Annotated in this window: 13 protein-coding genes; 3 read left to right on the top strand and 10 right to left on the bottom strand. The window is 37.9% G+C overall.

Annotated features, from left to right (window positions below):
• Nucleotides 1-60: 60 nt before the first annotated feature.
• Both BW986_RS14835 and BW986_RS14830 read right to left on the bottom strand, forming a co-directional pair.
• The gene (locus tag BW986_RS14835) at nt 61-1350 is read right to left on the bottom strand and encodes an MFS transporter (protein ID WP_076368651.1); all 1290 of its coding nucleotides are present in this window, start codon (nt 1348-1350) and stop codon (nt 61-63) included.
• 116 nt (nt 1351-1466) lie between these two features.
• Nucleotides 1467-2522, bottom strand: a complete 1056-nt coding sequence (locus tag BW986_RS14830) for a TauD/TfdA family dioxygenase (RefSeq protein WP_076368650.1) — start codon at nt 2520-2522, stop codon at nt 1467-1469.
• Nucleotides 2523-2999: 477 nt separating this feature from the next.
• Between BW986_RS14830 and BW986_RS14825 the strand changes: the two genes are divergently transcribed.
• Nucleotides 3000-3773 carry an SDR family NAD(P)-dependent oxidoreductase gene (locus BW986_RS14825; RefSeq protein ID WP_076368649.1) on the top strand — a complete coding sequence of 258 codons (774 nt, stop codon included), beginning with the start codon at nt 3000-3002 and terminating at the stop codon, nt 3771-3773.
• A gap of 127 nt (nt 3774-3900) precedes the next feature.
• Here BW986_RS14825 and BW986_RS14820 read toward each other — a convergent pair whose 3' ends face one another.
• The 6 genes from BW986_RS14820 to BW986_RS14795 form a co-directional block, all read right to left on the bottom strand.
• On the bottom strand, nt 3901-4848 hold the full coding sequence (locus BW986_RS14820; RefSeq protein ID WP_076368648.1) for an alpha/beta hydrolase: 948 nt from the start codon (nt 4846-4848) through the stop codon (nt 3901-3903).
• A gap of 178 nt (nt 4849-5026) precedes the next feature.
• Entirely contained in the window at nt 5027-6025 is a 999-nt protein-coding gene (locus BW986_RS14815) for a TauD/TfdA family dioxygenase (RefSeq protein ID WP_076368647.1), read from the bottom strand.
• Between the two features lie 167 nt (nt 6026-6192).
• Entirely contained in the window at nt 6193-7485 is a 1293-nt protein-coding gene (locus BW986_RS14810) for an MFS transporter (protein ID WP_076368646.1), read from the bottom strand.
• Between the two features lie 93 nt (nt 7486-7578).
• On the bottom strand, nt 7579-8634 hold the full coding sequence (locus BW986_RS14805) for a TauD/TfdA family dioxygenase (RefSeq protein WP_076368645.1): 1056 nt from the start codon (nt 8632-8634) through the stop codon (nt 7579-7581).
• 33 nt (nt 8635-8667) lie between these two features.
• Nucleotides 8668-10182, bottom strand: a complete 1515-nt coding sequence (locus BW986_RS14800) for a long-chain-fatty-acid--CoA ligase (protein ID WP_076368644.1) — start codon at nt 10180-10182, stop codon at nt 8668-8670.
• A gap of 492 nt (nt 10183-10674) precedes the next feature.
• Nucleotides 10675-11571 carry a LysR family transcriptional regulator gene (locus BW986_RS14795; RefSeq protein ID WP_076368643.1) on the bottom strand — a complete coding sequence of 299 codons (897 nt, stop codon included), beginning with the start codon at nt 11569-11571 and terminating at the stop codon, nt 10675-10677.
• 118 nt (nt 11572-11689) lie between these two features.
• Here BW986_RS14795 and BW986_RS14790 point away from each other — a divergent pair, with 118 nt between their 5' ends.
• Nucleotides 11690-12730 carry a YeiH family protein gene (locus BW986_RS14790; RefSeq protein ID WP_076368642.1) on the top strand — a complete coding sequence of 347 codons (1041 nt, stop codon included), beginning with the start codon at nt 11690-11692 and terminating at the stop codon, nt 12728-12730.
• Nucleotides 12731-13128: 398 nt separating this feature from the next.
• Nucleotides 13129-13311 carry a hypothetical protein gene (locus BW986_RS14785; RefSeq protein ID WP_076368641.1) on the top strand — a complete coding sequence of 61 codons (183 nt, stop codon included), beginning with the start codon at nt 13129-13131 and terminating at the stop codon, nt 13309-13311.
• 472 nt (nt 13312-13783) lie between these two features.
• Here the strand turns inward: BW986_RS14785 and BW986_RS14780 are convergent, their stop codons facing one another.
• Together BW986_RS14780 and BW986_RS14765 are read right to left on the bottom strand one after the other, a co-directional pair.
• Nucleotides 13784-14848: a sulfite oxidase gene (locus BW986_RS14780; RefSeq protein WP_076368640.1), complete on the bottom strand. Its 1065-nt coding sequence runs from the start codon at nt 14846-14848 to the stop codon at nt 13784-13786.
• A 1103-nt stretch (nt 14849-15951) separates the two neighbouring features.
• Nucleotides 15952-16839, bottom strand: a complete 888-nt coding sequence (locus tag BW986_RS14765; RefSeq protein WP_076368637.1) for an SDR family oxidoreductase — start codon at nt 16837-16839, stop codon at nt 15952-15954.
• Nucleotides 16840-17035: the final 196 nt, after the last annotated feature.

The raw sequence follows: 17035 nt of genomic DNA, 5'->3' as shown, positions 1-17035 counted from the left end.
AACGGCCTTTTCATTTTTACACATAGTTTATTTCCCTCCTTGATTCACCTATAATGATTTTTATACAATAACTTGTTCCTCAGGTTTTACCGTTGTTTGACTTCGTTTCGCGGGACGGACAATGTTCCAAAACAATAATCCGATTACGAACATGACCATAGAAGTTACTTGGAAGCCATAACCATATCCAATTGCCTCAGTTGCTGCATACTGGATAAAATACCCGAATATGAGCGGAGCAATGATGCTTGCTGAACTTGATAGAGCAACATAGGCCCCTTGAGCCTTTCCAATGTTTTTGGGAGAAAAGAATTCCATTAATATGGCTGGTGCGAGTGAAAGAATAACAACCGCAAGACCCGGAGCAAGGATGAAGAATAGAATGGAGATAGCACTAGAATTAAAGGCATTTGCAAGAAATAAACAAATAGCGGATAGCACCATCGTAATCCCTGCAACATTTATTCGTGCTTTACGAATATCTCCTGTTTTGCGATAAAGCCTATCCGATAACAAGGCAAATACAATTTGGCAAATGGCAGCAAAAAGAAAAGGTAAAGACACTGCAAGTTTTAACATTTTCCCATCAAAATGTTGAATTTCGGTAAAATATGCAGGAAACCATATCGCTTGAACTGACAATAACCAATAGGCACACCCTGCACACAAAACGGTAAAAATAAAATTTTTAGATAAAAGATACGGAAGAAACTGACGCCAAGAAACATTAGAAGAAATTACTGAGTGCTCATCTTCTTGATCAAAAGCATACGAACCGATTTCTTTTGGGCTTTCTTTACCAAGAATCAACCATAAAACTAGCACCATTAGTCCAACAATCCCCATTGCTATAAAAGCAGATCTCCACCCATATCCATTGATCAAGGAGATTAATAATGGCGAAGCAATCGCGGGCCCGATTGTTGCACCAAAGAGGACAGCGCCAAAGCCTATACCATGTCTATGTTTAGGGAACCATTTTCCTATTATTGAAGTTGATATAGCAACGGCAGGACCTTCTCCTGCTCCCAAGACCATTCTTGTCATTACTAGCAAAGACAGACTGGAAACAAAAGGTGTGGTAAATTGAACAATCAACCATACAAACGAGATCCAAGTAAACATTTTTTTCGTATTTCTTGAATCGGCCATTCCTCCTAGAATGAAAGAGGAAAAGGTAAAGAACCAAAAGAACGAACTGCCGACAATTCCCCATTGTGAAGGACTTAAATGTAACTCTTCCATGAGAGGAACAGAAACCAAACCAATGATAATTTTATCAACCTGGTTGATCATGCCGGAAGCTACAAGAATTAATAATATGATCCAAGAATATTTAGGTGTTTTCAAATTAATAATCGCCCCTTCTATTCCGTTAACATGAATCAATTGGTGCTTTAATAGTTTCTAAAGGTAAAACCTTCCATTCTTAACCTCGTCTGAACTCTTTATATTTATAAAACACATTACCTCTTTTTTTCTGCAATACCCCCAGCTGTTTTTTCACGTACCGGAATACCGCCGCGACCCGCTTTCCCTGTTTTCTCATCAATGAACATCGCGAAGTTTGGCGCAATTTCTCTCCCATTTGGCATCGTGAGCCACAATCTTAATAAATGACGTTTGCGCTCGGGTTCTTCATAGTCTTCATATACAGTACGTGAATGAAGAACAGTATAATTATTAACAAATTGCATATCACCCGGTTCCATCATCATATCAATATGCATTTTTTCATCATATAGAAGGGAATCTATTAAGTCATATGCTTCAGTTTCAACTTTTGACAAATATCTACCTGTTTTCGCTTGTGCCGATTCGACATATCCGCGGTTATATCTGCAGCTTAATTTACCTTCGTAATAACTAAATATTGGTGATGAATAAACAGGCGATTCACCAGGTGTTTCCTCACCGCGACGATCCAAGTAATATGGAAGATAGAGAATTCCAAGATACTCTGGGTACCTATCCAGAATTTCATTGTAAACCGCTATGGAACTTACGATACTACTGTAACCGCCAGATTTAGCTTTTCGAAGACTTAATAATCCGACTACGTCAGATCCATCTGGGTGAAAGGGAAGATAAGCATTCGTTTGGTAACCACGTACATTTGAATCATTAATGTCGAGACCTTGGTCAACAACATGTCCTAATAGATCACCTTTTGCATTTTGCGTTACCGGGATGCCCAGGTGGACTCCGAGACCCCAGTAAATGATGCTTGCTTCTTCATCGGTATACTTTTCAATTGGTAAGCCACGAATAAATAGAAATCCTCTCCCATTTTCCAGCTCGTCTATAAAGTAGGCTATTTCGTCAGAAAGATCCGGAATTGGAAAGTCCTCCTTGTTAAAATCAGGTGCCTTTAACCCTTTTTGTTTCACATAGAATAAAGCGCTTTCAAGAACTGCGATCGTTTTCTCTGACAAATAATAAATCCATGAATCATCTTTAGCTAAATCAATACCTTTCCAAGCTACTGGTCCTTGAATTTTTTCCTTTAAAATAGACGGCACCGAGAATCCTCCTTCGTTTTCTATTTCAATTTTAACTATAGTACCTAATGAAAAAGTCTGGGCTGTTATCCTACTTAAAAGCGACTGCCACTATCTTCAAACCCTTTTACAAACAATTATTCCTTAATAAATGATGTTCCTTGTTCCCCCCTCTATTTTCATGGAAGCGCTTTAAATAGCTTCTGACTGTAATAAATGTTATTCCGTTAATTATATTCATAATTTTCAGTTAAATAAAATTAAAATTTTTAATTTGCAAATAAACTCTACTAATAAATGGAAAATACAACTCCATTATACATGGCAATTTTACAACAAACATTATTATATTAATAAAACTTAAGTGCAATTTAATATCTTTAATTTTATATAATTATCATTTATAGATAAAATCAAAGATAGAAATGATTAAATATTCCAATAAATCACTTTCGATCAGAGTCTAATACAAGTTAATTCGAAACAGGAGGTTGAACAATGGAATTGAAATTATCTGAAAAAAAAGCACTTATCGTTGGAGGAAGCAGGGGGATTGGCAAAGCCATTGCCCGTCAGTTGGCTTTGGAAGGTGTGGATTGTACGATTTGTTCAAGAAACGAATCTTCACTAAAGAATGCAGCAGACGAATTGTCCAAAGAAACCAACAGAAATATTTATCCGATCGTGGCAGATACTAATGATCCTGACTCCATCCTAAATTTAGTTGAAAAATCAGCAGCAGAAATGGGAAGCATTGATATTTTAATCAACAGTGGAGCCCGTGTCGGGGGCCATGAACCAGAGGACTTTAACAGCATTAAAGATGAACTTATCTTGAAAGATTTTGAAGAAAAGTATATGGGCTATTTTCGTTGTGTCCGGGCTGTTGCTCCTTATATGATCCAAAATAATTGGGGACGTATTATCAATATTAGTGGTCTGGCAGCTAGAATTGGCGGCAATTATTTTAGTTCCGGTCCTCGTAATGCATCTGTTGTCCATATGACAAAATCCGCATCAATAGAATTAGGAAAGCACGGAATTACTGTCAATGCTGTTTATCCAGGGATTGTCGATACGGAAACATTTAGAGGCCGTGTCACTAATGAGGAAACTATACGCCAGGCAGCATCAATGAATGCCCTCGGCCGCTTGATTACACCAGAGGAAATTGCTTATGTCGTTACCTTCCTAGCCTCACCTTTGGCAGCATCGATAACTGGCGATGTCATTTCGGTAACCGGTGGAATCGGAAATACCGTTTATTACTAAATGCCTAGGGTTGCTTTTGTTACTGTTTCGTTGATTATCAATAATCTCCATTTAAAAATTAAATAGGTTATTTTAAAAAGCGAGCCTCACTAAAATCTGAGGCTCGCTTCATTTAGAACATTTACTTTCAATCTATCCCTATTGTATATTTTAAAGAACTCAAGAACTTCTCGATCTTAGAAACAGTCAATTCTATGTTCTTTGAGAAAATGGCCATTTGTGCAAAAAAACCGTGGACCATCCCCGGTTCACATTCATATTCAACTTGAACACCAAAATCTTTCAGTCGTTCAGCATAGGCCATTCCTTCATCCCTAAGTACATCATTTTCCGCTGTAATAACAAGTGCTGGCGGGAGACCACTTAAATCTTGAGCGAGCAAGGGGGAAGCATACTCATTACACCTGTCGTCATTATTCCTTAAATAATGATTTCGGAACCAAATCAACTGCTCGCGATCAAGACCAAATCCTTTTGCAAAGGTTCGATGGGATTCCGTATTGAACTCGAGATTTGTCGCAGGATAGATTAAGACCTGTGCATTGATGTTTGGACCTTTTTTGTTTCTCGCCATCATCGTAACTACAGTCGCAAGATTTCCACCTACGCTATCCCCTCCAACGACCAATCGAGAAACTTCTCCGTTAAATGAAGTCCCTTTTTCAAAAACCCATTGCAATGCAGAATAGGCGTCTTCAACTGGTGTCGGAAACTTATACTCTGGAGAAAGACGATAGTTTACGGATACAACAATACTACCCGTTCGATTCGCTATCATTCGGCAGCTTGCATCCGTTGATTCAATGTCTCCTAGAACCCATCCTCCACCATGGTAGTAAATAAATAGAGGGAAAGGACCTTGCCCTTCCGGTATATATACCCTACATTTGATTGTCTCATCCTGGCTTACCGGAATCATGAAATCTTCAACTTTTGAAAGCGGTTCTAATTTTACAGCAGGACGCGGTGCTTTAGAAAGCATCTCTCTTACTGAATTATGATCCATAGTATGAATAGGTGGCAGATGATTATATGCTTGTAAATATTTTTCTGCTTGCGGATCTAAATTTGCCAAAAAACATCATCCTCACTTCAGGTTATTTTTAAATTACCCAGTCTATATGCGAAGCCATTAGTCCTGTCACGAAACTCTCACTTCAAAATAAAAACATAAAATGGTGATTTTATTCATCATTTTCTTTGAATAAAATCACCATAAAAGAAATATTGGTAATTTTTATTACCACCGGTTTTTATCTAATTACAGGTGCTTCTCCTATATAAAACTCGAAGCCTGGTGCAATTTTTCGGCCATTTGGCATCATGAGCCACAATCTTAATAAATGACGTTTGCGGTCATCTTCTTCATAATCTACAAATAGTGTACGTGAATGAAAAACGGTATAATTATTAACGAATTGCATATCACCCGGTTCCATCATCATATCAATATGAAAGTTTTTATCAGCAGTAAGGGAATCTATAAAATTAAATGCTTCGATTTCCTCTTTCGACAAAGAGATACCTGTTTTCGTTTGTGCTGATTCGACATATTGACGCATATACCTGCAGCTTAATTTACCATCGTAATAGCTAAAGATTGGTGATGGAACTACTGGAGATTGGCCTGGTGCTTCTTCCCCACGAAGATCATGGGCGAATGGACGATAGAGAATTTCAAGGTACTCTGGGTGATTATCCAGAATTTCATTATAGATAGACATCGCACTAGCGATGCTGCTTAAACCGCCAGATTTCGCTTTACGAAGACATAGTAATCCGACAACATCAGCGAGATCTGTGTGATAGTCAAGTCTTACATTCGTTTGGTAACCTCTTACTGTTGTATTATCATTAAAGTCTTTACCCATGTTTTTGATATGCCCTAAGAGTTCACCCTTTTTTCCTTGGGTGATCGGTAGGCCCAAGTGAAGTCCAAGACCCCAGTAAATGATACTAGCTTCATCGTCAGTATATTGATCCATTGGTAATCCACGAATCAATAGAAAGCCTCTCCCTTTCTCCAGCTCGTCAACAAAATAGGCAATTTCATCAGCGAGATCAGGAATTAGGAAATCCTCCTTGTTAAAATTTGGTGCCTTTAACCCTTTTTGTTGAACATGTAATACAGCCTTGTCAAGAGCTGCAAGGGTTTTCTCTGACAAATAATAAATCCATGAATTATCTTTTGCTAGTTCGATACCTTTCCAAGCTGAACGCCCTTGAATTTTTTCCTTTAAAATAACTGACATACATATTCCTCCTTTATACTTGTTAAACCGCTATAATTGAACGAATATTCAGAATTCACTAGTCGTGGTACACTTTTATTAATAAAATGAAATCAACATCTGTAACTTATAATTAAGTTAGATTAATATTATCTTACTAAGAATCTTTCAATCTACGATTATATCCCTTAAATACTCACTTGCTCATCTGTTTCAATTATTGTGTGGCTTTCCTTTGCGGGACGTACACCGATCCAAAACAATAATCCGATAATGAGCATCCCTAAAGAAGAGGCTTTAAATGCATATCCGTATCCGATAGCCTCAGTCGCTGCATTTTGAATAAGATAGCCAAATACGAGTGGAGCAATAATACTTGTAGTACTCGCAAGTGCAATGAACGTCCCTTGTGCCTTTCCAATATTCTGGGGAGAAAAAAACTCCATCAACATTGCGGGTGCGAGTGAAAGAATGACATACGCAAATCCCGGGGCAAGGGTGAAGAACAATATGGACATCGCCGTGGAATTCGCGGCATTTGCTAAGTATAAGCATAGAGCGGATAACATCATCGTTATACCGGCAAGATTTATTCGTGCTTTACGAATATCTCTGGTTTTACGATAGAGCCTATCTGATAGAATGGCAAATCCTAATTGGAAAAAGGCTGCAAAAAGAAAAGGTAAAGACACGGCTAATTTTAGTGTTTGACCATTAAAATGTTGAATTTTGGTAAAATAGGCTGGAAGCCATACCGCTTGTACGGACAATAACCAATAGGCACACCCCCCGCACAAAACGATTAGAATAAAATTTTTAGATAATAGATGCGGAAGAAACTGACTCCAAGAAACTCTAGAGAGGCTCGATGATTGCTGCTCCTTTTGCTGTATCGACGGCCAGCCGATTTCCTGAGGACTTTCTTTACCGAAAATCATCCATAAAACCAGCACGATCAGTCCCAGAATCCCCATCGCTATAAATGCAGATCTCCATCCATAATGATCAATCAAGGAGATTAATAATGGTGAAGCGATCGCAGATCCCCCTGTCGTTCCTAATAGAACCGCACCAAAGCCGATGCCGTGCCTATGTTTCGGGAACCACTTTCCCATGATTGCCGTGGATAGAGCGGGTGCAGGACCTTCACCAGCTCCCAAAATCATTCTGGTTAACAAAAGCATAGACAAACTGCTAACGAAAGGGGTGAGAAATTGAACTATCAACCAAATCAACGACATCCATGTTAACATTTTTTTCGTGTTTTTCGAATCGGCCATGCCGCCAAGAATAATAGAGGAGAAGGTAAAGAACCAAAAGAAAGAACTTCCTACGACTCCCCATTGCGAAGGACTTAAATGTAACTCTTTCATTAAAGGAACGGAAACCAAACCAATGATTATTTTATCCACTTGGTTGATCATCCCACTAAGAACTAGAAATAATAAGATAATCCAAGAATATTTTGGAGTGCTTGTCATGTAAATCCCCCACGTTTTCCTATATAAGGAACACCTTTTTCTGACCTCTGAAAAGGTGTTCCCACTCGTTCTCACTATACGTTTTATAAAAAATCAATTCAGGGTTTCTACAATACCGCCAGATGTTGTTTTACGTTGCGGTACGCCGCCGCGACCTGGTTTACCCGTATTTTCATCAATAAACATCGCGAATTCCGGGGAAATTTCCCGGCCATTTGGCATCGTTAACCATAATCTTAAAAGATGCCGTTTGCGTTCCGGCTCTTCATAGTCTTCGTATTGAGTACGTGAGTGAAGAATCGTATAATTATTGACGAACTGCATATCACCTGGCTCCAACATCATGTTATAATGTAAATTCTCATCATGAAGGAGTGAATCCAGTAAGTCTAATGCTTCAATTTCCACTTTTGACAATTGGATGCCTGTTTTTGCTTGGGCTGATTCGATAAATAAACGGACATATCTACAGCTCAGTTTTCCTTCATAATAATTAAAGATTGATGATGTAAATACTGGAGGTTCTCCCGGCGCTTCCTCCCCACGACGATCAAAGTAAAATGGACGACAGAGAACTCCTAGATATTCCGGGTTCTTCTCCAGAATTTCATTGTAAACAGTCATCGAACTGATGATACTGCTGTGACCTCCAGATTTCCCTTTTCGCAGGCTTAATAATCCAACAACATCAGATCCATCAGCATGAAATGGAAGATGCAGTTTCGTTTGGTAACCACGCACATTAGAATTTTCTAAGCTAAAACCTTGATCTTTGACGTGCCCTAAGAGGTCACCATTTGCGTTTTGCGAAACCGGAATGCCCATGTGAAGTCCGAGACCCCAGTAAATGATGCTGACTTCTTCATCTGTATACCTTTCAATGGGTAATCCACGAATTAATAGAAACCCTCTCCCATTCTCCAGCTCTTCAACAAAGTAAACGATTTCTTCATAAATATCAGGAATCGGAAAATCTTCTTTGTTAAAATCAGGTGCTTTTAAACCCTTTTGTTTAACATGCACTAAAGCGTTCTCAAGCGAGGCAATCGTTTTTTCAGACAAATGATAAACCCATGAATCATCTTTAGCCAGGTCAGTGCCTTTCCACGCAACTTGCCCTTTAACTTTTTCCTTTAAAATGGTTGACATAGTTAATCCCCCTTTAATAAGTTGGTTCATTTCTTACTTCACTTCAGTCAATTCTCTTAACTCTCTGCGCAAAATCTTCCCTGTTGAGTTCTTAGGCAGCTCTTTAAAGAATTCCACTCGTTTAGGAAGCTTGTATTTCACCAGCTTATCCTGACAGAATTGAATAATGTCATTCATGGTGATCTGCTCATCCTTAACTGCGACAAAAGCTTTAACGCTTTCTCCGTAATCCCCATCTGGAATTCCGATTACGGCCGCCTCTACCACAGCAGGATGTTGATACAGGACTTCCTCCACTTCACGAGGATATACATTGTAACCTCCAACAATAATAATGTCCTTCTTTCGGTCAACAATATAGATGTATCCTTCTTCATCCATTGTTGCGAGATCACCAGTGTAAAACCACCCGTCATTAAAAGCAGCTGAAGTAGCTTCCGGCATCCCCAAATATCCCTTCATTACATTTGGCCCTTGAACAACTAATTCTCCGACTTCTCCTCTCGGCAATTCTTTTCCGAACTCATCTACAACTTTGCTTTGGACAGCTGGAATATTCAAGCCGATAGAACCTGGTTTGCGAGTCCCTTTTAAAGGATTAATAGCGACGAGAGGGGCAGTTTCCGAAAGCCCATATCCTTCCAAGATAGAAACATTAAACTTGTTTTCAAATTTATGCAGCAGCTCTGCCGGAATCGAGGCACCTCCAGAGATACACATGCGGATAGATTGGCAATCCTCCGCGATCGCTTCAGGCAATTGGTTGATAAAACTGTACATCGTAGGTACTCCAGCAAACACGGTTGCTTTTTTTTCTCGAATGGTGCTGACCACGTCATGAGGGCTGAATTTAGGCTGAATCAGGACTGTTGCCCCACAAGCAATTGGCGCATTCAGACAAACTGTCATACAGAATACATGGAACATTGGCAGAACAGCTACGATACGATCATTAACATCGAGTTCCAGTAATTTTGAAATGGAGTCCGCATTTGAACCCAAATTCCGATGCGTTAACATTGCACCCTTTGGTTTCCCGGTTGTTCCTGATGTGTATAGAATGACTGCAAGGTCTTCCTCATCAATGTAAGGGCTTTCGTAAACATTAATGCTTGTTTCCATGAGATGCTCCCATGTCGATTCCTGATCATTGGCTTCGGTATAAACCACAAGCTTCAGATTTTCCAATTGCTTTTTTACTTCTGATAACTTCGGTTCTACAGATACATGAGCAATGACCGCTTTGGCTTGACTATTGTCTAAAAAGTAGTTGATTTCCCCTTGGGTATACAAAGGGTTAATCGGAACAACGAATGCACCAAGCCGTAAAATGCCGTAGAACGCAATGAGAAATTCAGGGCTATTTCCTAAAATAAGAGCCACTCCATCTCCCTTCCTAATTCCATGTACAAACAGACCAGCAGCAAATCGATCCACCTTCTGATTTAATTCTTGATAAGTATCACTTTTATCTCTAAAGATATAAGCGATACTTTCTGGGAAATTACTTGCGCTTCTTTTTAGATTTTCGTTTAAGTTATAGCCCATTAAATGAATTCCACCCCTTTTCTCACATAGGAGGCTTTGAATACCTACTATTTTGAATTTTTTAAATATTATTACATTTTAAGTATACTCATAAATAATAATTAAATAAAATTAAAGATTTTAATTTGTATGTAAGTATTAATAATATCAAGAAGGAAATTCAAGATTACAGGAGGGCTACTTTATGATCTCTGCATCAACTTCTAAATAAAGGCTGTTTTCGCATACTTTTTTGCTATTTACCAAGTAAAGCGGTGTGGTTGATTTCCCCTCCAGATGCTCGCTTTCCGCGGGGCGGGCGGTGAGCCTCCTCGGCGTAAACGCCTGTGGGGTCTCACCTGTCCCGCTGCTCCCGCAGGAGTCTCGCACTTGCGCTCCAATCAACCTTAAATCGTTTCGTTTTAAAAACAACATCTTTACGAAAAGAGCCAAATAAAAAGACAAAGCCCTAGTAAAGAGCTTTGTCTTTTTTGATTAATTTATAAAATAGTGCTATTGCAATAATTGGTTCTTTAGATAATTTTCTATTAACTCAATAAATAAGTTCATAGATTTCGTATGCAATTCCACAGATTCTGTTATAACTGAAAAATTTCTTTTTATCGGTGTCCCTTTGACATTTAATACTTGAATGGTACCAAGCATTCTTTCTTTTTTAACAGCAAGTTCAGATAAGTAACTAATGCCAAGCCCGGCTTCAACTGCTTCTTTTATAAGTTGTGTACTGCCGAACTCCATTAGCTTGGTAGGACGAATTTGTAAAGATTGAAATAATGTTTCTGTTGCCTCTCTTGTACCAGAACCTTTTTCACGGACAATCCAATTCTCTTGTTCTACCTGTCTTAGTGAAACTTCCTTATTGAAATAAATTGGATATTTACCCCCTGCCACGATATACATTTGGTCGGTGGAAACGGATTTTATATATATATTTCTAAGAGAAATTTCCCCCTCTACAATTCCTACATCGATCTCATGACTTGTGATTGCTTTGGCAATATCCCTTGTGTTGCCAATCTGTACCGAAGGGAAGATATTAGGAAATAGGTTATTCATTCTTGCAAGTATATGTGGTAATACATACTCTCCAAAGGTATAGCTGGCACCAATTTTTAATGGTCCTGTTGGCTCGTTATTTAATTCATTCACTAACATGGACATTCGTTTATACAAACCTGTTATTTCTTTAGCATGTAAATAGACTATTTCCCCTGCTTTAGTTAGCTGGACAGATTTATTTGTTCGCAGAAGCAGCTTCGAACCTATATGTTTTTCCAATTGTTGAATTTGCTGGCTGACTGCAGGCTGAGTCATATGAAGCTCTTCCGCTGCTCTGGAAAAGTTTCTTTTATCAGCTACAGATATAAATACAGATAATAGTTGATCCATATGTTCCCCTTCTAACTATCTTATTTACTTATTATGACTATAATAATCATTTATTTTCCTTATTGTAAATCATTAGTTACGATAAATTACAAATAATCCAATAAGGGGTTGAAAAACATTGGAACAAAAAGCGTTAATAACTCCCAGTCCAAATGAGCAGAAAAAAGCGGCAAAAAAGCTAAATGTTTCTTTGATTTCTGGAATTGGTTTTACATTCATCATCGCCGTATTAGGTTTTATTTTGGCAGCGTTGCCAGGTCTAAATCATATTGGACCTCTTGCGTGTGCCATTTTACTAGCTGTGGTCTATAGACAGGTTTTTGGATATCCGGAAAAATTACGTACTGGTATTCAATTTTCATCAAAAAAACTATTGAGATTTGCCATCATACTTTATGGATTAAAGCTTAACATGATTGTGATATTTCATCAGGGTTTCCCTCTATTGCTAAGAGGGACAATAACGATCATTTTTTCAATTGTTATTCTTATGATCATTGCAAAATGGCTGAAGGCAGATTTTAATCTTTCTTTATTATTAAGTGTCGGCACAGGCATTTGTGGTGCGGCTGCCATCGCGGCCGTATCGCCAATTATCAAAGCAAAAGATGAAGATACGGCTATGGGAGTAGGCATCATCGCATTAGTCGGCACAGTGTTTTCAATTATCTATACGTTAATATATCCTTTTTTATCTATTGGTCCTATGAACTACGGAAATTGGGTTGGAATCAGCCTACATGAGATAGGCCATGTTGCTTTAGCTGCTGCCCCGGCAGGCCAGGATGCTCTTGCTCACGCATTACTTGCCAAACTTACACGAGTATTCCTATTAATTCCGGTTTGCTTTATCCTCATGCTTTGGATGAAAAAGAAAGGAAAAATAGAAGGGGAGGCAAGATTCGAGTTTCCATGGTTTTTAATTGGCTTTATCGTTATGAGTTTTGTGGGAAGCTATATCATTGGTAATAAGGTAATGGTATCACAAAAAGTGATGTCTGATATTGCAGACTTCACATCATTTATGTTAACAATGTCAATGACCGGATTAGGATTAAATATTAGCTTGAAAGAATTACGTACCAAAGCAATACGGCCACTTATTGCCATTATTATTACATCATTACTTTTATCATCACTAACGTATATTAGTCTTTAACAAAGAATAAAAAGGTGGATTTTTACCCACTGCAATACATATATGACGTCATGAATATGTTCTAACCGAATATTTTTCCAACTCATTATAGATGCATGGATCAAAGCAAAATCGTAATTTTCCTTTTTGAAATTCTGAATAATATCTGGAGGGTTTTGCTCAACTAATTCTTAGGTCTTTAATGGTGTTTAGTAAAGTTATTGCTTTCGAAATAACTATTTTACCTTCCAAAGTGGGAGTAACTCTTAGAGTTTGGAACGGATTACCGCGCACGACACGATTGCTTACAAGGTCTTAACAGGATCAACGCATTCCAGTCATAACCATATTTTTTAGCATAAAATTAAAATATATAGGGAATTAATAATTACGTTAATCTGATGAAAAAGGAGATGATTATGAGTATGCTTGATAACCCATTGAATAAAGAGAATTACGAAACCTCTGTAGAGTCAGTTGAAGGTGAAGCTGCTATCAGCTCACCTAATGAACAATCCGACGCCCCTCCAATAACTCAGTCAAAAAATCCTGAATTCGATCTTTTCGGCACAGGATTAAATGAGTATCCGTTTTATTTTTGATTCCTTATCACATGATACCTTACGAATATTGTTGATGATACCAAGGCATTTCATCGCTGGATTCGTTTTAAAGGACTCATCCGCTCATTGAGATGGTTTGTTTAGGAATAAGATTCACAGGCAATACCCTACTAGAAACTGCCGGGGCAGGTTACACAATGTCAATTTTCATTACGGAGGTTACTGTAATGTATTGTATATACTACTCAACTTCCCCATGCTAGCCTAACGCGTTGGTCGATTAACATATTATGGAACTATATTATCCTTTAGTTCTTTAATGATATTTTACGTTCCTTGTAATTTTTTTCATGGATTAAATAAATCGATTTAATCCATGAAAAGATAATCAGGGCTGATTTTTCTCCTATCTCTGAACTCGATTGGATAACTTATATTTCTACTTGATTACTACTATCAGGGTAACAAAAGTTTCTTCAGCCGTTTTCTTTTCCTTAAATTAAAATTAAAGTTATTCTACCTTAACCTTAATTTTCTCAATGGCATTATACCCATAACCTTTTTTATTCCAAAAAGGTAAATTAGGTTGAATTTGACCAAATGAATCTGTTGCCCTGGATTTAATCGTATACCCACCTTTTTCTAATATAGTCCATTCGAATGACCAGCTAACCCATCCATAACCAATATTCTTAAAAGGTAATATATCAGCTTTTCTCCATGTATAGCCATCATCTATACTAATTTCCACCTTTGTAATAACTCCTTTTCCTGTCCATGCAATCCCTTTTATTACATGCTTGCCAGTATTTATAATGTCCATATCCAGCGGTTTTTGGATAGTCGAATTGATGTTTATTGTAGTGACTGGAAATGCATTTTGATCATTGTCTTCATTTGGATAATACACATAATCAATTGTTTGAAAGGGCCCATTGAATTTTGAATTAATAACAATTATCTGCTTTATCCACTTAACAGATGCCATTGCATACCACTGTGGAACTATTAACCTCAGTGGATAACCATGTTTAAAAGGAATCGGCCGATTATTATACTCATATGCGACAATGGTATCCGGATGCAGTGCTTTCTCGATAGGCAAACTCCTGGTGTAGGTGTAAACCTCTTCTAGATCGGTCCTATTTCCATAATCATAACCCTCCACGACAACTTCTTTAGCCCCTTCACCTAGTCCAGATAGTTCAAGTAAGGTCCTTAATGGTACACCTTTCCACCTCCCTTGGCTAATGGCTCCCTTTCCCCATTGTTCCCCAAATATTTTAGGTTCGAATAGATTACGCTTGTCTCCCGAGCATTCAAGGACAACTTCCAGCGTTTTTGATGGGTATTGAAGAATATCTTGCATTGACAGAAGTAAAGGAACGGATACTAACCCATTTATAGGGAGCCAATAGTTTGAATAAGTAAGAGTCGGATAAGAAAAATGGTTCCTTCTATAAAATAATTGGTTTTCCATACTATCATTATTGATGAATTGAATCGGTGTTTCCTGATTTTCAGGCAGCAAACTACGTGTAGTTAAATAAGGTTTCACTTTTTGAGGCTTTGTCATGATTCCCTCCTAATTAATATGAATCATTATAGATGTATACGTTCGTAACTGCCCATTTCATCCTACACACAATCTGTTTAAATCCAGTTTGACTAATCTTAAGGTCGATCATATTGAACTATATTTAAATGGCAATTTGCTGTGAATTTTCTTGGCAGCTTTGATAAATTCAAAATCATTCATGAAATCCAGTTCCTTCTATCTGATTCAAACCCCATTAACTTACATCCTTATTTTTCGAATATGCAACTAGTAAGGTCAGGATTCATTCCCAATTTCCAGGCCTTAGGTTATTAATCCAATTGCATTTTTTAGAACTTTTGGTGCCTTTTTAATTCCTTCTGTTCCAATAAAACTGCTCGCACTCGCTATTAATACGCTTGAAGAAATGAACTTGACCACATAAAAAATTCCTGATCCAATAATTAGATCTAGGATTAAAAACCTTTTAATTGTTGAGCCTTTAATTATATAAATAACGATTTGGTCGTTTTTCTTCCTACTCAGCATTGTCACACCCTTATCTTTTTCCTTAATGTTATGTCAAAGAGGGGTTGTCATATTCTTCTGCATCATGTGTCACCTACTTAATAAAACTGCTTTCTGTTAGTATGTGGCATACATATCTTTTTTGCTGCAATTTTGTGACGACTCCTAAAACAATCCAGTTCTCAATCTAAATTTCAAAACAAAGTCGATTGAAGCGGATGTGCGAGACTACTGCGGGAAAAGCGCGTCGAGGAGGCTCCCGGACCGCTCGTGGAAAGCGAGTGCCTTACGATCCAATCGGCGTTCGAAGTTTTTCAAACCCTCGTAAAAACTGTGGACAAACTTGATCTTCATCGAGTTTGTCTACAGTCTGAAACACCTAACCAATGGATAGACGTAACAATCCATTCTGCGAATGAGGGGATATTATGGTTTTCAAGACGTACATTATTAAAAAAGGGAATGCATTTTGTGATGTTAATATGCATTGCATTAAAGTACCCTTTAATGAAGCAATGAAAAGAAATCCAGATTCATATAAGCTTATTGATCCAACTACTTCACTCTGTAGTTCACATTATTAGGAAGGAATGACCTCCATTACATGTGAATGGTCATTTTTGATTAAACTTATTTTTCTTGGAACTTCGAGTAATAATTTGGCTCAAAGCCTCTTTTATTGGTGTAGAAGGGCGACCAAGTAATATTTCCAAATCGTTACTCGGTATTTCTAATTCACCATCTCTAATGCCTTTTTGCATGTTAACGAGCATAGAAATGTAGGTTTCTGGCACCTCTGCACCTTTCAAAATATCTGTATACGCAGCATCATCGACTTGTTGTACAGGTACTTCTTTTCCTAAGACAGTTCCAAGAGCAGATGTTAATTCCTCTTGAGTCATAAGCTTGCCGGAAAGCTCGTAAACTGTATTATTGTGTCCGCTCCCGGTTAAGACATTTGCTGCTGCCTCCGCATAATCTTGTTGAAGTGCCCAACCCACCTTTCCTGTTCCTGCAGATGTAATCCAAGGTGCTCCTGCCATAACACCTTGTATACTCCCAATTTCATTTTCCAAATACCAATTATTTCGTAAAAACGAGTTTGGAATACCTGTTTTCAAAATAGCTTCTTCCCTAGCTCTATGAGCTGGGGCAAGGAATAAGTTACTTTCACTTGCATTTGTTACGCTAGTATAAGCAATGAATTTAACTTGATTACGTTGCGCAGCAGCCACGGCATTAGCATGCTGTCTAATTACTGTTTCATCATCCCCAACAGTGGATATAATTAAAAGCCGATCAATTCCTGAAAAGGCAGAATCTAATGTTTCTGGCTGACCAAAATCTCCATATCGAACTTCTACTCCCCGAGCTCGTAATCCTTCTGCTTTTTCTAGATTTCGAACACTAACTGCCAATTGACTTGCCGGTACAGTTTTTAATAAAGTTTCTATAACTTTTAATCCTAATTTTCCAGTTGCGCCAGTAACTAATATTTTCATCTTTTTCCCCCGATTAATTTTTTCGTGTTAGTAAGTCGATAATAGCAATCTTAATAATTCGATCAACATAGTAAAATAACTTGATATACCCTCCCTTCACTTATACGTGTACTTGTTGAATTATTAAGCACAGGTATATACTATATCCACAGCCACAATTATAAAAGTAGGCATTTTTTTATGACATAGTCACAAA

The sequence above is a fragment of the Peribacillus simplex genome (genome assembly GCF_900156045.1).
Lineage (GTDB): Bacteria > Bacillota > Bacilli > Bacillales > DSM-1321 > Peribacillus > Peribacillus simplex_D.
The sequence above is the reverse complement of the archived record's forward strand: the minus strand, read 5'-3'. Positions and strand labels throughout refer to the sequence as shown.